This window comes from Micromonospora sp. LHW51205 (assembly GCF_003315815.1).
Classification (GTDB): Bacteria; Actinomycetota; Actinomycetes; order Mycobacteriales; family Micromonosporaceae; genus Micromonospora; species Micromonospora chalcea.
In genome coordinates this window covers 312,823-330,164 of sequence record NZ_QMEZ01000001.1, presented here as the reverse complement: position 1 = coordinate 330,164, position 17,342 = coordinate 312,823, and the positions used below count along the sequence as shown (strand labels likewise).

Sequence of the window (17,342 nt, the reverse complement as noted above, 5' to 3'; positions counted from 1 at the left end):
TACGGCGGCCACCGGACGAGGATCGAGAAGGTGCATCTCAAGAGCCTGACGGTGAAGGGGTTCAAGTCCTTCGCCTCCGCCACGACGTTGAAGCTGGAACCCGGGATCACCTGCGTGGTGGGCCCGAACGGCTCCGGCAAGTCCAACGTCGTCGACGCCATCGCCTGGGTGCTCGGCGAGCAGGGCGCGAAGGCGCTGCGCGGCGGCAAGATGGAGGACGTCATCTTCGCCGGCACCGCCGGACGCGCACCGCTGGGCCGGGCCGAGGTCACCCTCACCATCGACAACACCGACGGCGCGCTGCCGATCGAGTACACCGAGGTCTCCATCACCCGCCGGATGTTCCGCTCCGGCGAGAGCGAGTACGAGATCAACGGCGACTCCTGCCGCCTGCTCGACATCCAGGAGCTGCTCTCCGACTCGGGCATCGGCCGCGAGATGCACATCATCGTCGGGCAGGGCCGGCTCGACGGCATGCTGCACGCCAAGCCGGAGGACCGACGGGCGTTCATCGAGGAGGCGGCCGGCGTCCTCAAGCACCGCAAGCGCAAGGAGAAGGCGCTGCGGAAGCTCGACGCGATGCAGACCAACCTCAACCGCCTGACCGACCTCACCGCCGAGCTGCGCCGCCAGCTCAAGCCGCTGGGCCGGCAGGCCGAGGTGGCCCGTCGCGCCGCCGCGATCCAGGCCAACCTGCGCGACGCCCGCCTGCGGTTGCTCGCCGACGACCTGCACACGCTGCGGACCACACTGGACAAGGAGATCGCCGATGAGACCGCGCTGCGCGAGCGGCGCGAGCTGATCGAGGCAGAGCACGGCGAGGTGCAGGGCCGCCTCGGCGAGCTGGAGGCGGCGCTGGCCGAGGACGCCCCGCTGCTCGCGGCGGCGCAGGACACCTGGTACCGCCTCTCCGCGCTCCAGGAACGGTTCCGCTCGATCGAGCAACTGGCCCGGGAACGGCTGCGTCACCTCAGCGCCGCCGGTGACGACGAGCGCCCCGGCCGCGACCCGGAACAGCTGGAGGCGGAGTCGCGGCGCGTGCGCGAGCAGGAGGAGGAGCTGCGCGCCGCGCTCACCGAGGACCAGATCCGGCTGGCCGAGGCGGTCGAGCACCGCCAGGAGCTGGAACGCCAGCTCGCCGCCGCCGAGCGGGAACTGGTCGCCGCCGCCAAGGCGATCGCCGACCGGCGCGAGGGACTGGCCCGCCTGACCGGCCAGGTGAACTCCGCCCGGGCCCGGACCACGAGCGCCGGCGAGGAGATCGAACGGCTCGCCGCCGCGCACACCGACGCGATGGGCCGGGCCGAGAAGGCTCAGGCCGACCTGGACGCGGTCGCCGAGCAGTCGACCGAGGCGGACCGGGACAACGCCGACCTGGACGCCCGGCACGACGAGGCGGTGGCCGTACACGAGCGGGCCCAGGCGGCGGTGCGCAGCCTGGCCGACGGGGAACGCGCCGCGGAGAAGGACGCCGCCACCTGGAAGGCCCGCGAGGAGGCGCTCGCGATGGGCCTGCGCCGCAAGGACGGCGCCGGTGAGCTGCTGGCCCGCGCCGACCAGGTTCCCGGCCTGCTCGGCAGCCTCGCCGGGCTGCTCACCGTCGCGCCCGGTGACGAGGCGGCGCTCGCCGCCGCGCTGGGCGGGCTCGCCGACGCGGTGGCGGTCAGCGGCGTGGACGAAGCGGTCGAGGCGATGCGGCTGCTCAAGATCTCCGACGCCGGCCGGGCCGGGCTGCTGGTCGGCAGCCCCGCCGGGCCGGGCATGGACGGCTCCGCGGACGCGCTGCGCCCGAAGCTGCCCGAGGGCGCCCGCTGGGCGCCCGACCTGGTGGAGTGCTCGGCCGAGATCCGGCCGGCCGTGCACCGGGCGCTGCGCGACGTCGCGCTCGTCGACGACCTGGCCGCCGCGTCCGCGCTCGTCGCCGCGAACCCGGAGCTGCGCGCGGTCACCCCCGACGGCGACGTGGTCGGGGCGTACGCGGCGGCGGGCGGGTCGGCAAAGGCGCCCAGTTTCATCGAGGTGCAGGCCGCCGTCGAGGAGGCGCGGGCCAACCGCGCCACCGCCGAACGGACCGCCGCCGAGCTGCGCGAACAGCTCGCCGAGGCGCGCGCCGAGGTGGCCGCCGCCAAGGAGGCCGTGCAGCACGCCGCCGCCGCCAAGCGGGAGGCGGAGAGCCACCGCAACGCCGCCGCGCGCCGCCTCGCCGAACTGGGCGCGGCCGCCCGGTCGGCGAAGGCGGAGACCGACCGGCTCGGCGAGTCCCGGGCACGCGCCGAGGCGGCCCGGGAACGGGACCTCGCGGCGCTGGCCGAGCTGGAGGAACGGCTGCGGCTGGCCGAGGCCACCCCGATCGACGCCGAACCGTCCACCGAGGAACGCGACCAGCTCGCCGCCATGGTGCCGCAGGCACGGCAGAACGAGATGGAGGTCCGGCTCGCGGTGCGTACCGCCGAGGAGCGGGTGGCCTCGATCGCCGGGCGGGCCGACTCGCTGGCCCGGCAGGCCACCGCCGAACGCGCGGCGCGGGAGCGCGCCGCGGCCCGGCGCGCGGCCCGCGCCCGCGGCGCCCAGATCGCCCGGGCCGTGGTCGGCGGCGCCCGCGAGGCGCTCACCCGGCTCACCGTCTCGATCGCCCGGGCCGAGGAGCACCGCGACGCCGTCGCCCGCGAACGCGCCGCCCGCGAGGCCGAGCTGTCCGAGGTACGCGGCGCGGCCAAGCGCCTCGCCGCCGAGCTGGAACGGCTCACCAGCCAGGTGCACCGCGACGAGGTGGCCCGCGCCGAGCAGCGGATGCGTATCGAGCAGCTGGAGGCCAAGGCGGCCGAGGACTTCGGCCTGGACGTGGCCACGCTCGTCGCCGAGTACGGCCCGGACCGGCTGGTGCCGCCCACCGACGCGGACGTGGCGCTGGCCGAGAAGGACGGGCGGCCAGTGCCGGAGCCAGTCCGCTACGAGCGGCCGGTGCAGGAGAAGCGGGCCGCCAAGGCGGAACGGGAACTGGCCCTGCTGGGCAAGGTGAACCCGCTCGCGCTGGAGGAGTTCGCCGCGCTGGAGGAGCGCTTCAAGTTCCTCTCCGAGCAGCTGGAGGACCTCAAGGCCACCCGGCGCGACCTGCTCACCGTGGTCAAGGACGTGGACGACCGGATCCTGGAGGTCTTCGCCAGCGCGTTCGAAGACACCGCGCGGGAGTTCGAGCAGGTCTTCACGGTGCTGTTCCCCGGCGGCGAGGGCCGGCTCGTGCTCACCGACCCGGAGGACCTGCTCACCACCGGCGTCGAGGTCGAGGCCCGGCCGCCGGGCAAGAAGATCAAGCGGCTGTCGCTGCTCTCCGGCGGGGAGCGGTCGCTGACCGCCGTGGCGATGCTCGTGGCGATCTTCCGCGCCCGGCCCAGCCCGTTCTACATCATGGACGAGGTGGAGGCGGCGCTCGACGACGTGAACCTGGGCCGCCTGATCACGCTGCTGGCACAGTTGCGGGAGAAGAGCCAGCTGATCGTGATCACGCACCAGAAGCGGACCATGGAGATCGCCGACGCGCTGTACGGCGTGACCATGCGCGCCGGTGTGACCCAGGTGATCAGCCAGCGGCTCAACCGGGCCGACGACGAGGAACAGGTGACGAGCGAGTGAGTCGGGAACGCGCCACGGCGCTCCTGGTGGACTTCGACGGCGTACTGCGCCGCTGGGATCCGGCGGTGGCCGCCGGCGTCGAGCGGGAGTACGGGCTGACCGAGGGCGTCCTCGGTGAGATCGCGATGTCCTGGGGTCTGCTCCAGCCGGTGCTGACCGGCCAGGTCAGCCACGCCCAGTGGATGGTGAGCGTGGCCGACGCGCTGACCCCCGCGGTCGGCGCGGACCGGGCCCGCGCGGCGGTCCAGGAGTGGCAGAGCTACCGCGGCGAGGTGGACCCGGAGGTGCTGGCGTTCGTCCGCGAGGTGCGGGCCGCGGGCATCCGGGTGGGTCTGGGCACGAACGCCACCGACCTGCTCGACGCCGACCTGGCCGCGCTCGACCTGACCGACGAGCTGGACGTGATCGTCAACTCCTCTGTCGTCGGCGTGCACAAGCCGGCGAAGGAGTACTTCCAGGCCGCCTGCGAGGCGCTGGAGACGCCACCGGGGCGGGTGCTGTTCGTCGACGACGAGGACCGCTCGGTGGCCGGCGCCCGGGTGGCCGGGCTGTCCGCCCACCGCTGGAGCGGCCCGGCCGACCTGCGCTACCTGCGGGCGGCGCTGGCGTACTGATCCGGCTCAGGCGCCGGTGACGCCGTCGATGCGTTCCCGGATCAGGTCGGCGTGGCCGTTGTGCCGGGCGTACTCCTCGATCATGTGGACGTAGACCCAGCGGAGGCTGACGTCGTTGACGGTGTCGCCCCGGCGATGGCGGAAGGTGTGCTCCAGCGGCAGGCCGGCGACCGCCTCCCGGGCCGCCTCGATCTCCGCGCGCAGCGTGGCGAACGCCTCGGCCGGGTCGGCGTCGGCGACGTCGTTGTGGTCGGCGTCCGGGTCCACGCTGTAGTCGTAGAGCGTCGGCACGTCCTGGCCGGCGGCGCGGATGCGGAACCACCACCGCTCCACGTCGGCCATGTGCCGGACCAGGCCGAGCAGCGTCAGCCCGGAGGGCTCGACACTGCGGGTACGCAGTTGCTCGGCGGTGAGTCCGGCGCACTTGTGCACCAGGGTGTCGCGATGGTGGTCGAGCCAGCCTTCGAGCATGGTGCGCTCGTCGGCGACGTAGGGCTCGTGGCGGCGGTCGATCTCAGGCACGGTCCAGGTCATGGGCGCAGATGTTAAGAGGGGCCCCCTGCACAACGCGAGGCGTTAACAGGGGGCCCTTCCTTTCAGGGCACCACGACGACGGGCCACCGGCCGGTACGGACCAGCCGGGTGGCGACCGAGCCGACCAGCTTGTGCCCGGCCTGCTCGGACGAGCCGACCACCACCATGTCGGCGCGGTGCTCGTCGGCGGCCCGGCACAGCTCGGTGTAGGCGTCGCCGCGCCGGCACAGGAACGTCACCGGCAGGTCCAGTTCCTCGGCCCCGCGCCGGCACTCCGCGCGCAGTTCGGCGGCCAGCTCGTCGTGGGTCTGCTGGACCGCGCCGGCCACCACGCCGGAGAGCATCGCGCTGTACGAGGCCGGCGAGCTGACGAACACCGCCACCAGCGTGGCGCCCTGCCGCCGGGCCAGTCCGGCGGCGTACGCGGCGGCACGCATCGAGGTGCGGCTGCCGTCCACGCCGACGAGCACCACCCGCGGCCCGTCCGTACCCCGCTCGTAGGGCGACGGCCGGGTCCGCGGGCCGTACCGTTCACGTTCCGCGGCGTCCATGGTCAGTCCCGCGTTCCGGCCGGGATCGCCGCGGCCTTCTCGGGCCCGGCGGGGACCGGCTCGGCGTTGGAGCGGCGCAGCGGGACCTCCCGGATGAGGACCACCGCGATCAGGGCGAGCAGCCCGAACGGGGCGGCGGCCAGGAAGATGTCACCGGCGGCGTGCCCGTACGCGGCCTCGACCACGTCCCGGATCGGCCCGGGCAGCGTGTGCACGTCGGGCAAGCCGCCGCCACCCGAGCCGGAGGCCGGGACGCCGAGGCGGCTCAGACCGTCGGCCAGGTAGCCGGTGACCCGGTGCCCGAGGATCGCGCCGAGCGCGCTCACGCCGATCGCGCCGCCGAGGCTGCGGAAGAAGGACACCACCGAGCTGGCCGCGCCGAGTTCGTCCGGGCGGACCGTGTTCTGCACGGCGAGCACCAGGTTCTGCATGCTCATGCCGACGCCGAGACCGATCAGCGCCATGAACACGGCCAGGCGCCAGTACGGCGTGTCGGCCCGCATGGTGCCCATGAGCGCGAAGCCGGCGGTGAGCAGCACCGAGCCGATGACCAGCCAGCTCTTCCAGCGGCCGGTGCTGGTGATGATCCGGCCGACCACCGTCGAGGAGACCAGCAGGCCGCCGATCATGGGCAGCGTCATCAGGCCGGACATGGTGGGGCTGGCGCCGCGGCTGATCTGGAAGTACTGCCCGAGGAACACCGAGGCGCCGAACATGCCGACGCCGACGGCGATGCTGGCGATCACGGCGAGCGTGATGGTGCGGTTGCGGAACAGCCGCGGCGGGATCATCGGGTCTGCGGCGCGCTTCTCGACCCGGACGGCGAGCGCGCCGAGGAGCGCGGCGCCGGCCACCATGGCGCCGCTGGTCCAGGAGATCCAGTCGTACTTGTCGCCGGCCAGGGTGATCCAGACCAGCAGCAGCGAGACGGCGGCGGTGATGAGGGTGGCGCCCCACCAGTCGATCTTCACGTCGCGCTTGACCACCGGCAGGCGCAGCGTCCGCTGGAGCACGATCAGGGCGAGTACGGCGAACGGCACGCCGACGTAGAAGCACCAGCGCCAGCCGAGCCAGGAGGTGTCCACGATCACGCCGCCGATCAGCGGGCCGCCGATGGTGCCGACTGCCATCACTGCGCCGAGGTAACCGCTGTACCGGCCGCGCTCGCGCGGGGCGATCATCGTCGCCATGATCACCTGGGCGAGGGCGGTGAGGCCGCCCGCGCCGACGCCCTGCACCACCCGGCAGGCGATCAGCTCGCCGGTGGTCTGGGCCTGCCCGGCGAGCACCGAGCCCAGCACGAAGACCACCAGGGAGATCTGGACCAGCAGCTTCTTGCTGAACAGGTCGGACAGCTTGCCCCAGATGGGCGTGGTCGCGGTGGTCGCCAGCAGCGTCGAGGTGACCACCCAGGTGTACGCGGACTGGCCGCCGCGCAGGTCCGTGATGATCCGCGGCAGCGCGTTGGAGACGACCGTGGAGGAGAGGATCGCGACGAACATGCCCAGCAGCAGGCCGGAGAGCGCCTCCAGGATCTGGCGGTGGGACATGTCGACGGCGGTCGCCCGCGCGGGCGCAGTCGCCTGGGTCATCGTGGATTGCCTCCGGAGCGGGGGAGAAAGGTTGCCTTGGGCAACCGTAGAAGCCGTTGCCTTGAGCAACAACTCTTGCCGGGTCGGGTTTGTTCCCCCTCGCCGGAAGATTAGAACGACTCGTTGAAGCGGTGCATCAGCCGGGCGAGGTCCGCCACGTCCTCTTTCGGCCAGCTCTCCAGCGAACGCCTGATCTGTCCGAGTCGCGCCGCCCGGGCCGCGTCGAACCGCCGGGTGCCCTCCTCGGTCAGGCTCAGCTGGGCCGCCCGGCGGTCGGTGGGGTCCGGGTCGCGGCGTACCAGGCCCAGCGCCTCCAGCCCGCCGATCTGCCGGCTCAGCGTGCCCTTGCCGATGCCCAGCTTGACGGCCAGGTCGGTGAGCCGGATCGACCCCGACCGCCGCAGCCAGAGCAGCAGGCCGTACGCGTTGGGCTCCAGGTTCGGGTGGACCTCGCGGGCGATCTCCCAGGACAGCGCCCGGCCCCTGCGCAGCAACGCGGTCAACTCGTGCTCCACGGCGCGCAGCGTCTCGTCCACGCTCAGAGGGTACTCAGTCCCCGTCGCTGAGTTGCTGTTGCGCCACCGGGCGCAGCTCGCCGTCGCTGGTCGTGCCCTCGATCACCACGGCGGCCTCACGGCCCCGGTGGGTGAGCGTGGCCACCGCGTTGCCGAAGTAGGGCCCGGCCAGCTTCCGCCAGCGCACCGGCGGGCGGCGTACCCCGGCCGCACGGGCCAGCGCCCGGGTCGCCCCGGCCGGGCCGGGATTCCAGCCCAGCGTCATCAGCGGGCGCATGCCGGCGGGCACCTGGTTGTGGATCGGTGAACAGGTGAGCTGGTGCACCGGCGTGCGGACGTCACGGTCGGCGAACCGGGCCCGCGCCACGTACGAGTGGTGCACGTCCCCGGAGAGCACGCTGATCGACGCCGGTCGCGCGTACGCCGGCCCGGCGCCCACCCGCGCACCGGTGCGCGGCGCGGTGCCGCTGCCCAGCCGCGCGAACAGCTCGCCCAGCGCCTCGAACGAGCGCCGGAACGCCGCCCAGTGCTCCAGGTCCAGGGCCCGGCGGATCTGCTCGGAGATCCGGGCCACCCAGGGCCGGCCGGAGTCGGCCAGGCGCTCGTTCCACGCCTCGACGTGGTGGATACCCGGTGGCAGCAGCCACGGCAGCGAGCTGCCCACCACCAGGTGGTCGTACTCGCCGTGCGCCTGGTCGAGGAACCACGACCACTCGCCCGGCGGCAGCATCGCCCGGCTGCCCGGCAGGAGCACCCGGCTGGACCGGTTGTCCAGCATCACCAGGCGGGTGCGGCCCAGGTCCAGCGCGTAGCTCCACTGGTACTGCACGGCCCGCCAGCGCTCGGTGTCGTGCGCCAGGTCGGCCTCCTTGTCGACCCGCTCGCCGAACTCGTGCAGCACGCCGGTGGCGTCCTCGGCGGCGATGACCTTCGCGTACACCGGGTCGGCGGCGATCTCGTCCGGGCTCAGGTTGCCCAGGTGCTGGTAGACCCAGTAGGAGGCGAGGCCACTGCGGATCCGCTCGGCCCACCACGGCTGCTCGCGCATGTCCGCGCGCCACGACTGCGAGGTGTTCCAGTCGTCGATCACCTCGTGGTCGTCGAAGATCATCACACTCGGCACGGTGGAGAGCAGCCAGCGGATCTCCGGGTCACGCCACGACTCCAGATAGAGCTTCGTGTACTCGTCGAAGCTCACCACCTGCGTCGCCGGGGCGTCCTTCGGCCGCTTGCGGCGGCGCTTAAGCAGCCGCCGCACGGTCGGCGAGGTCTCGTCCGCGTACACCTGGTCGCCGAGCAGCACCAGCAGGTCGGGCAGCACGGCCTGCTCGGGCGCGGCCATCACCCGCCGGGCGTACGCGTCGAGCGCGTCCGGCGGCAGCTTGCGCGCGGTGGAGTGCTGGGTGGTCTCCCGGCAGGAGCCGAACAGCAGCCGCACCGGCTGGTCGGCGTCGTCGAGCGCGCGGGTCCGGATCACGCTGGGCGGGAACGACGAGTCCGGCAGCGGCCACGCCACCTCGTCGTCGATCAGCACCTCGTAGGTGGTGGCGCTGTCCGGGGTGAGCCCGGTCACCACCACGATCGCGTAGTGGTGGTCGTACGCGGAGAAGGTGGGCGCGCTGCCGGTGGCGCCGTCGGCCGTGCGGACGGTGACCACGGCGGGCGAGCTGGTCTCCACCCAGACGGTCGCCCGCGTGTCGACGACCCGGCGCAGCAACGGGCCGATGAGCAGGCGGGAACCGGGCACGACATCCACCTCCGACAAGATCGTTTCGGCTGTTCCCTACCCGGCCGGCGGTTGCGGTACGCCTTCCGGTGTGAGCGTACCCGCAGGTTGTTCGCGTGCCGAGGCGGTGAGTGGGACGCCGTCGCCGGCATCTGACAGGATTTCGGGCATGACGGAATACCTCCTCGTCGCTCTCGCCCTGCTCGGCGTGCTGATCATCGGCGGCCTGAGCCTCGTGGTGCCCCGGCTGCGCCGGCGGCCGGAGCCTCCGCTGCCGCGCACGGAGGTCGACACCCGGGCCGAGGAGGATCTGGCCGGCCCGCCGGTCGAGGCTCCGGAGGCGGACCTCACCACCGGCGTGGTGGTCGAGGCGCCCCCGGTGGAGGCGCCCCCGGTCGAGGTGCCGGAGCCGACCGCCGGCCGGCTGGTCCGGCTGCGCTCCCGGCTGTCCCGCTCGCAGAACGTCTTCGGCAAGGGCCTGCTCGGCCTGCTCAGCCGCGACCGGCTGGACGAGGACACCTGGGAGGAGATCGAGGACAGCCTGATCACCGCGGACGTCGGCATCGACTCCACCCGGGAGATCGTCGACCGGCTGCGCGAGCGGACCCGGGTGCTCGGCACCCGCACCGGGGAGGAGCTGCGCGCGCTGCTCGCCGCCGAGCTGGTGAACGCGCTCGACCCGAGCCTGGACCGCTCGCTGCGGACCGCCCCGAAGGAGGGCGTCCCGGCGGTCGTGCTGGTGGTCGGCGTGAACGGCGCCGGCAAGACCACCACCTGCGGCAAGATCGCCCGGGTGCTGGTCGCGGACGGCCGCAGCGTGCTGCTCGGCGCGGCCGACACGTTCCGGGCCGCCGCCGCCGACCAGCTGGAGACCTGGGGCGGCCGGGTGGGCGCCGAGACGGTCCGCGGGCCCGAGGCCGCCGACCCGGCCAGCGTCGCGTTCGACGCCGTCAAGCGCGGCATCGACACCGGCGTGGACACCGTGCTCATCGACACCGCCGGCCGGCTGCAGAACAAGATCGGCCTGATGGACGAGCTGGGCAAGGTCAAGCGCGTCGTGGAGAAGCACGGCCCGATCGACGAGACGCTGCTGATCCTCGACGCCACCACCGGCCAGAACGGGCTGGAGCAGGCGCGGGTCTTCACCGAGGTGGTCAACGTGACGGGCGTGGTGCTGACCAAGCTCGACGGGACGGCCAAGGGGGGCATCGTGATCTCCGTGCAGCGCAAGCTCGGCATCCCGGTCAAGCTGGTCGGCCTCGGCGAGGGCAAGGACGACCTGGCCCCGTTCGACCCGGCCCAGTTCGTCGACGCGCTGCTCGGCACCGAGCCGCTCGCCCGGGACGCGTAACCTCTCCCGTGACGACTGACGATCGCGCCTACGCGGGGTGGCGCGACCCCAGCCACCCGTCGCCACGCCTCGGGAGACCGTACGTGACTTCGCAGGAGATCCCGCTGCACGGCGGGAACGTGAGCACAGTGGTCCGTGTCGGAGACACGGTCCGGCGCAACGCCGGCCCGTGGACGCCCTCCGTGCACGCGCTGTTGCGCCACCTGGAATACGTCGGCTTCACCGGCGCGCCCCGCGCGCTCGGCATGGACGAGCGCAACCGCGAGGTCCTGTCGTACCTGGAGGGGGAGTGCGGGGAGTACCCGCTGGCCCCGCACTGGGTCACCGACGAGGCCCTGGTCACGGTGGCCACCATGCTGCGGATGTTCCACGACGCGCAGTACGGCTTCACCCCGCCGCCCGGCGCGGTCTGGCGCTCGTTCGGGCCGCCCCCGCCGGACACCGAGGTGATCTGTCACCACGACGCCGCGCCGCACAACGTGATCTGGCGCCCGGACGGCACGCTCGGGCTGATCGACTTCGACCTCGCCTCGCCCGGCGCCCGCATCTACGACGTGGCGTACGCGGCCTGGACCTGGGTGCCGATCTTCTCCGACCGCGACTCGGTGACGCTGGGCTGGAAGCGCCCCGACCGGCCGCGCCGGCTGCGCCTGTTCGCCGACGCGTACGGGCTGATCCCGCGCGACCGGCACCGGCTCATCCGCACCATCCGCAAGCGCATCGTCGACCACGTCGAGGGCATCCGGCGGATGGCCGCCGCCGGTGAGCCGGCCTTCGTCCGGATCGTCCACAAGGGCCACCTGCGTCGCCCCATGCGCGACCTGCGGCTGCTCGACTACGAGCGGCACCAGTTGGAGTACGCGCTCCGCTGAGCAAGATCGGCGTTCTTCACACGCCGGAAACAACCCGTCACGTGTCGGAAATCGCGGGGTGTCGCTGAAGGAAACAGCCGGCGACAAAGCTTCCGCGCAACCGGCTGACGGGCGATGCTGCCAGGTCTTCAGTCGGAGGGAGGAATACGACAACGAGAGGAGGCAGCGTGGAGATCGACACCGGGAACACTGCCTGGTTGCTTGTCTCGACTGCCCTCGTGCTGCTCATGACCCCCGGTCTCGCGCTGTTCTACGGCGGCCTGAACCGGTCCAAGGGCGTTCTGAACATGATGATGATGAGCTTCTCGTCCATCGGGCTCGTCAGCATCCTGTGGCTTTTCTACGGCTTCACCGTCGCCTTCGGCGAGGGCGGCAAGTTCTGGGGTGACCTCGGTCAGTACCTGGGCACCAAGACGTTCGTCGGCGAGAACGACCTGTGGGGCGAGACCGGAATCCCGATCTACGTCTTCATCGCCTTCCAGATGATGTTCGCGGTCATCACCGTGGCGCTGATCAGCGGCGCGCTCTCCGACCGGGTGAAGTTCGCCGGCTGGCTGCTGTTCGCGTTCGGCTGGGCGACCCTGGTCTACTTCCCGGTCGCCCACATGGTCTGGGGCGGCGGGCTGATCGGCGGCGACATCGGCGCGCTGGACTTCGCCGGTGGTACCGCCGTGCACATCAACGCCGGCGCCGCGGCGCTCGCGCTGGTGCTCGTGCTCGGCAAGCGGGTGGGCTGGCCGCGCGAGAGCATGAAGCCGCACAACGTCCCGATGGTCGCCCTCGGCGCCGCGCTGCTGTGGTTCGGCTGGTTCGGCTTCAACGCCGGCTCCGAGCTGACCGCCGACGGGGTCACCGCGCTGGCGTTCATCAACACCCAGGTCGCCACCGCCGCGGCGCTGCTCGGCTGGATCGTGGTGGAGTGGGTGCGTGACGGCAAGCCGACCCTGGTCGGCGCCTCGTCCGGCGCCATCGCCGGTCTGGTCGCCATCACCCCGGCCTGTGCGTTCATCACCCCGGCCGCAGCGGTGCTGCTGGGCGTGGTGGCCGGTGCGGTCTGCGCCCTCGCGGTCGGTCTGAAGTACCGGCTCGGCTACGACGACTCCCTCGACGTGGTCGGCGTGCACTTCGTCGGCGGCTGGATCGGCTGCCTCTGGATCGGCCTGTTCGGCACCGCCTCGGTGAGCTCGCTGGTGGAGACCGACGGCCTGTTCGTCGGCGGCGACGCCAGCCTGCTCGGCAAGCAGGCGATCAGCGCGCTGATCGTCAGCGTCTACTCCTTCGTCGTCGCCTACGCTCTCGGCTTCGTGATCGACAAGACGATCGGCCTCCGGGTCTCCGCCGAGGCCGAGGTCGACGGCATCGACATCGCCGAGCACGCGGAGAGCGGCTACGACCTGTCGCCCACCACGGGCAGCGGCGGTGGCGCGTTCGCGATGGCCGGGATCGGAGCCGGCAAGCCCGGCGCGGAGCCCGCCGCCGAGTCGGACGAGTCCGCGCCGGTCAGCGAGAAGGTCGCCGGTTAACGTTCCTGGGATGGAGGGGTTGGACATGAAGCTGGTGACCGCGGTCATCAAGCCGTACCAGCTGGACGCGGTGAAGGAGGCTCTGCACGCCCTCGGCGTGGCCGGGCTGACGGTCAGCGAGGTCCAGGGCTACGGCCGGCAGAAGGGGCACACCGAGGTCTACCGGGGTGCCGAGTACACGGTCGAGTTCCTGCCCAAGATCCGGGTCGAGGTGCTCACCGACGAGATCGACGTCGACAAGATCGTGGACGCGATCGTCGGCGCCGCCCGGACCGGCAAGATCGGCGACGGCAAGGTCTGGGTGACCGGCGTCGAAGAGGTCGTCCGGGTGCGTACCGGCGAGCGCGGGCTCGACGCCCTCTGACGGCCGGACCTGCCGACGTGACCTCGTTGACCACGGCTGCCACCCTCACCGGGGACGGCGTGCCCGTGGTCAACGAGGTCGTCGGCGTACCCGGGGGCATCGGTGAGCCGGCCCGGAACGCGCGGGCCGAGGCGCTCGACGCCTGGCTGCGCCGGGCCTTCCCGGACCGGGACGGGGTGGCGCTCGTCGCGGTGGGCGGACTGGGCCGCCGCCAGTGCGCCCCCTACGGCGACCTCGACCTGGTGCTGCTGCACGCCGGGGTCCCCGGCATCGACGAGCTGGCCGCGTCGCTCTGGTACCCGATCTGGGACGCCGGACTGCGGCTGGACCACTCGGTACGCACCGTCGCCGAGGCGCTGTCGGTGGCCCAGGACGACGTCAAGGTCGCCCTCGGCCTGCTCGACGCCCGGCACGTGGCCGGCGACCCGGCGCTCACCGACCAGCTCGCGCGTACCGCCACCGACCACTGGCGGCGGACCGCGATCCGCCAGCTCCCCGGCCTGCGCGAGATCACCGCCGCGCGCTGGGAGGCGCACGGCGAACTGGCGTTCCTGCTCGAAGGCGACCTCAAAGAGGCGGCCGGCGGGCTGCGCGACGTGGGGATCCTGCGCGCCATCGCCACCGCCGGGGTCACCGACGCGCTCCGCCCGGCCGTGTACGCGGCGCACCGGCGGCTGCTGGACACCCGCGACGCGCTGCACCAGCAGGTGGGCCGCCGGGTCGACCGCCTGGTCGCCCAGGAACGCGACGGCGTGGCGCGGCTGCTCGGCGCCGAGGACGGCGACGCGCTGCTGCGGCTCGTGGCCGGCGACGCCCGCACCGTCAGCCATGCCCTGGACGACGCCTGGCGGGCCGCCGACCGGCTCCGCTCCGGCCGCCACCGGGCCGCCCCCGGCCGGCCGCTGCGCCGCCCGGTTGCGCGGGACGTGGTCGAGCAGGACGGGGAACTGGTGCTCGCCCGTACCGCCATCGGGGCCCGCCCCGACCCGAGCCTGTCGCTGCGGGTGGCCGCCGCGGCCGCCACCACCCGGCTGCCCATCGCGCGGGCCACCTGCGAGTGGCTGGCCGCGTACTGTCCGCCGCTGCCCGCGCCCTGGCCGCCGGCGGCACGGGCCGCGCTGATCACGCTGCTCGGCGCCGGTCCCGGCCTGGTGCCCGCCTGGGAGACCTGCGACAGGTACGGGCTGATCGACCGCTGGCTGCCCGAGTGGACCCGGATGCGCAGCCTGCCCCAGCACAACCCGGTGCACCGGTTCACGCTCGACCGGCACCTGGTGCAGACCGCGTACGAGGCGAGCCGGCACACCCGCGACGTGGAACGCCCCGACCTGCTGCTGCTCGGCGCGTTCCTGCACGACATCGGCAAAGGGCTGGAAGGAGATCACTCGACGGTCGGCGCGCCGCTGGCCGAGGCGGTGGCCGCCCGGGTCGGGCTGCCACCGGCCGAGGCGGAGCTGATCGGCACGCTGGTCCGGCTGCATCTGCTGCTGCCCGACGTGGCGACCCGCCGCGACCTGTCCGACCCGAAGACGGTCGCCGGTGTCGCCGAGCGGGTCGGCGACACCGCCACGCTGGAACTGCTGCACGCCCTGGTGCGCGCCGACGCCGCCGCCACCGGCCCGGCCGCCTGGTCGGCCTGGAAGGGCCGGCTGATCGCCGAGCTGGTGGCCCGGGTGCGCACCACCCTGGACACCGGCGTGGTGCCCGCTCCGCCGGCCCCCGACCCGGCGCTCGTGGCCGGGCCGCTGCCTGTCGTACACCTGGGGGAGGACCGGGTGTCGGTGGCCGCGGCGGACCGGCGCGGACTGCTCGCCACGGTCGCCGGTTGCCTGGCCCTGCACCGCCTCGAGGTGATCTCCGCGGACGCCGCCACCGTGGACGGCCGCGCCCTGGTGCAGTGCCGGGTGCAGCCGCGCTACGGGCTGGCGCCGAACCCGATCGCGCTCAGCGCCGACCTGCGCCGCGCGGTCGGCGGCGACGTCTCGGTGAATCAGCGGCTGCGTGGCCGGGCGCTCGCCGCCCGCAGCCAGGGCGCCGCCCCCCGGGTGGTTTGGCACCGGGAGGCGGCCACCGACGCGGTGCTGCTGGAACTGCGCGCCGCGGACGCGGCCGGGCTGCTGTACCGGGTCACCTGCGCGCTCGACGAGGCTGGCGCCCAGGTGCGGGCGGCCCGGATCTCCACGCTGGGCGGCGACGTGGTGGACGCCTTCTACCTGGTCGGCGGCTGGCCCTCGGACGAGGAACGAGCGCGCATCGAGGCCGCCGTGCTCGCCGCCGTGTAAGGAAGGGCCCCTTGTTAACGCCTCCGGTAGAGGAAGGGACCCCTGTTAACACCCGGCCGACGAGCGGCGCGGGCCCGTGGACGGCCGGGCCGGAGCGAGGGTGCGGGCGGCGGGCTACCCTAACGGTGGGCTGGACCATCGGCCCGCCAGCATGTGCCCGCCGAAAACGACAAACGGGATGTTCGCGTGTTTGACACCTTGAGTGACCGCCTGTCCGGGATCTTCACCAAGCTCCGCGGCAAGGGCCGGCTCACCGACGCCGACATCGACGCCACCGCGCGCGAGATCCGGATGGCGTTGCTGGAGGCCGACGTCGCCCTGCCGGTGGTCAAGGGCTTCATCGCGAACGTCAAGGAGCGGGCGCGCAGCGCCGAGGTCTCCCAGGCGCTGAACCCGGCCCAGCAGATCATCAAGATCGTCAACGAGGAGCTGATCAACGTCCTCGGCGGCGAGGGGCGGCGGCTCCAGTTCGCCAAGCACCCGCCGACCGTGATCATGCTGGCCGGCCTCCAGGGCTCCGGTAAGACCACGCTCGCCGGCAAGCTGGCCCGCTGGCTCAAGAGCCAGGGCCACCAGCCGCTGCTGGTCGCCGCCGACCTCCAGCGTCCCAACGCCGTCGGGCAGCTCCAGGTGCTCGGTGGCCGGGCCGGCGTCGAGGTGTACGCCCCGGCGCCCGGCAACGGCGTCGGCGACCCGGTGCAGGTGGCCCGCGACTCGATCGAGCACGCCCGCCGCGCCGCCCGCGACATCGTCATCGTCGACACCGCTGGCCGGCTCGGTATCGACGCCGAGATGATGCAGCAGGCCGCGAACATCCGCGACGCGGTCCAGCCCGACGAGGTCATCTTCGTCATCGACGCGATGGTCGGCCAGGACGCGGTCCGTACCGCAGAGGCGTTCCGCGACGGCGTGGGCATCACCGGCGTGGTGCTGTCCAAGCTCGACGGCGACGCCCGCGGCGGCGCCGCGCTCTCCGTCCGCGAGGTCACCGGCCAGCCCATCCTGTTCGCCTCCACCGGCGAGAAGCTGGAGGACTTCGACGTCTTCCACCCCGACCGGATGGCCAGCCGGATCCTCGGCATGGGCGACGTCCTCACTCTGATCGAGCAGGCCGAGGCGGCCTTCGACTCCGATCAGAAGGACAAGATGACCGCCAAGCTGATGGGCGGGGAGACCTTCACGCTGGAGGACTTCCTCGATCAGCTCATTGCGGTCCGGCGGATGGGCCCGATCGCCAACGTGCTGGCCATGATGCCGGGCATGGGGCAGATGAAGGACCAGCTCGCCGAGCTGGACGACAAGCACTTCGACCGGGTGACCGCGATCATCAGGTCGATGACCCCGGCCGAGCGCACCAATCCGAAGATCATCAACGGCTCCCGCCGGGCCCGGATCGCCAACGGTTCCGGCGTCACCGTCATGGACGTCAACCAGCTGCTCAACCGCTTCACCGACGCGCAGAAGATGATGAAGCAGATGGGCGGCATGATGGGCCTGCCCGGCGGTGGCCGGCGCAAGGCGACCAAGTCGCCGAAGAACAAGCGCAAGGGCACGAAGGGCGGCGGGCGGCCGCGTACCGGCGCCGGCATGCCGGGTGGCTTCCCGGGCGGGATGCCGCAGCTCCCGCCGGGCCTGGACCCGGGTGACCTGGCGGGTGGGCAGGGTCTGCCGCCGGGCTTCAAGCTTCCGAAGATCGACTTCAACAAGCTGGGCAAGGGCGGCGACAAGGGCCCCCGCTAGCGTGTCGGTGACGGTGGGCGATGTGATCATCACCTAGGGTCGGTTCGC

At 72.9% G+C, this 17,342-nt stretch carries 13 protein-coding genes; 8 read left to right on the top strand and 5 right to left on the bottom strand.

The genetic code is table 11. From position 1 onward, the window contains the following. Positions 1-30: 30 nt before the first annotated feature. Both smc and DQE82_RS01490 read left to right on the top strand, forming a co-directional pair. Positions 31-3,630: a chromosome segregation protein SMC gene (gene smc, locus DQE82_RS01495; RefSeq protein ID WP_113971821.1), complete on the top strand. Its 3,600-nt coding sequence runs from the start codon at positions 31-33 to the stop codon at positions 3,628-3,630. Beyond that, positions 3,627-4,244, top strand: coding sequence for an HAD-IA family hydrolase (locus DQE82_RS01490; RefSeq protein WP_043325934.1), 618 nt, complete (start codon positions 3,627-3,629; stop codon positions 4,242-4,244). Before smc ends, DQE82_RS01490 begins: the two co-directional genes overlap by 4 nt. 6 nt (positions 4,245-4,250) lie before the next feature. Here the strand turns inward: DQE82_RS01490 and DQE82_RS01485 are convergent, their stop codons facing one another. The 5 genes from DQE82_RS01485 to DQE82_RS01465 all read right to left on the bottom strand — a co-directional run bounded on the left by DQE82_RS01485 (position 4,251) and on the right by DQE82_RS01465 (position 9,183). Next, complete coding sequence (locus DQE82_RS01485; protein WP_064447034.1) at positions 4,251-4,778, bottom strand: DinB family protein; 528 nt, start codon at positions 4,776-4,778, stop codon at positions 4,251-4,253. 62 nt (positions 4,779-4,840) lie between these two features. After that, a complete protein-coding gene (locus tag DQE82_RS01480; protein WP_043325931.1) occupies positions 4,841-5,329 on the bottom strand; it encodes a universal stress protein in 489 nt (162 codons plus the stop codon). 2 nt (positions 5,330-5,331) lie between these two features. Further along, positions 5,332-6,921, bottom strand: a complete 1,590-nt coding sequence (locus DQE82_RS01475) for an MDR family MFS transporter (protein WP_069088753.1) — start codon at positions 6,919-6,921, stop codon at positions 5,332-5,334. A 110-nt stretch (positions 6,922-7,031) separates the two neighbouring features. Continuing rightward, complete coding sequence (locus tag DQE82_RS01470) at positions 7,032-7,457, bottom strand: MarR family winged helix-turn-helix transcriptional regulator (RefSeq protein WP_043325928.1); 426 nt, start codon at positions 7,455-7,457, stop codon at positions 7,032-7,034. 13 nt (positions 7,458-7,470) lie between these two features. Next, positions 7,471-9,183, bottom strand: a complete 1,713-nt coding sequence (locus DQE82_RS01465; protein WP_069088767.1) for an alkaline phosphatase D family protein — start codon at positions 9,181-9,183, stop codon at positions 7,471-7,473. A 148-nt stretch (positions 9,184-9,331) separates the two neighbouring features. On the opposite strand from DQE82_RS01465, the gene ftsY reads away from it, so the two are divergent. From ftsY to ffh, 6 genes are all read left to right on the top strand, one after another. Then, positions 9,332-10,513, top strand: coding sequence for a signal recognition particle-docking protein FtsY (ftsY, locus tag DQE82_RS01460; RefSeq protein WP_043325927.1), 1,182 nt, complete (start codon positions 9,332-9,334; stop codon positions 10,511-10,513). Positions 10,514-10,521: 8 nt separating this feature from the next. Further along, a complete protein-coding gene (locus tag DQE82_RS01455) occupies positions 10,522-11,385 on the top strand; it encodes an aminoglycoside phosphotransferase family protein (RefSeq protein ID WP_174537508.1) in 864 nt (287 codons plus the stop codon). A 227-nt stretch (positions 11,386-11,612) separates the two neighbouring features. Continuing rightward, entirely contained in the window at positions 11,613-12,908 is a 1,296-nt protein-coding gene (locus DQE82_RS01450) for an ammonium transporter (RefSeq protein WP_231915538.1), read from the top strand. Positions 12,909-12,933: 25 nt separating this feature from the next. Beyond that, positions 12,934-13,272, top strand: coding sequence for a P-II family nitrogen regulator (locus DQE82_RS01445; RefSeq protein ID WP_174537509.1), 339 nt, complete (start codon positions 12,934-12,936; stop codon positions 13,270-13,272). Between the two features lie 17 nt (positions 13,273-13,289). After that, positions 13,290-15,554, top strand: coding sequence for a [protein-PII] uridylyltransferase (locus DQE82_RS01440; protein WP_113971820.1), 2,265 nt, complete (start codon positions 13,290-13,292; stop codon positions 15,552-15,554). A 186-nt stretch (positions 15,555-15,740) separates the two neighbouring features. Further along, entirely contained in the window at positions 15,741-17,294 is a 1,554-nt protein-coding gene (gene ffh / locus DQE82_RS01435) for a signal recognition particle protein (RefSeq protein WP_043325921.1), read from the top strand. The last annotated feature ends 48 nt before the right edge of the window (positions 17,295-17,342 follow it).

Bases quoted from the DNA above. Each gene is read 5' to 3' on its own strand.
- DQE82_RS01485 (WP_064447034.1), bottom strand. From the start codon at position 4,778: ATGACCTGGACCGTGCCTGAGATCGACCGCCGCCACGAGCCCTACGTC.
- DQE82_RS01480 (WP_043325931.1), bottom strand. From the start codon at position 5,329: ATGGACGCCGCGGAACGTGAACGGTACGGCCCGCGGACCCGGCCGTCG.
- DQE82_RS01475 (WP_069088753.1), bottom strand. From the start codon at position 6,921: ATGACCCAGGCGACTGCGCCCGCGCGGGCGACCGCCGTCGACATGTCC.
- ftsY (WP_043325927.1), top strand. From the start codon at position 9,332: ATGACGGAATACCTCCTCGTCGCTCTCGCCCTGCTCGGCGTGCTGATC.
- DQE82_RS01450 (WP_231915538.1), top strand. From the start codon at position 11,613: ATGACCCCCGGTCTCGCGCTGTTCTACGGCGGCCTGAACCGGTCCAAG.
- DQE82_RS01445 (WP_174537509.1), top strand. From the start codon at position 12,934: ATGAAGCTGGTGACCGCGGTCATCAAGCCGTACCAGCTGGACGCGGTG.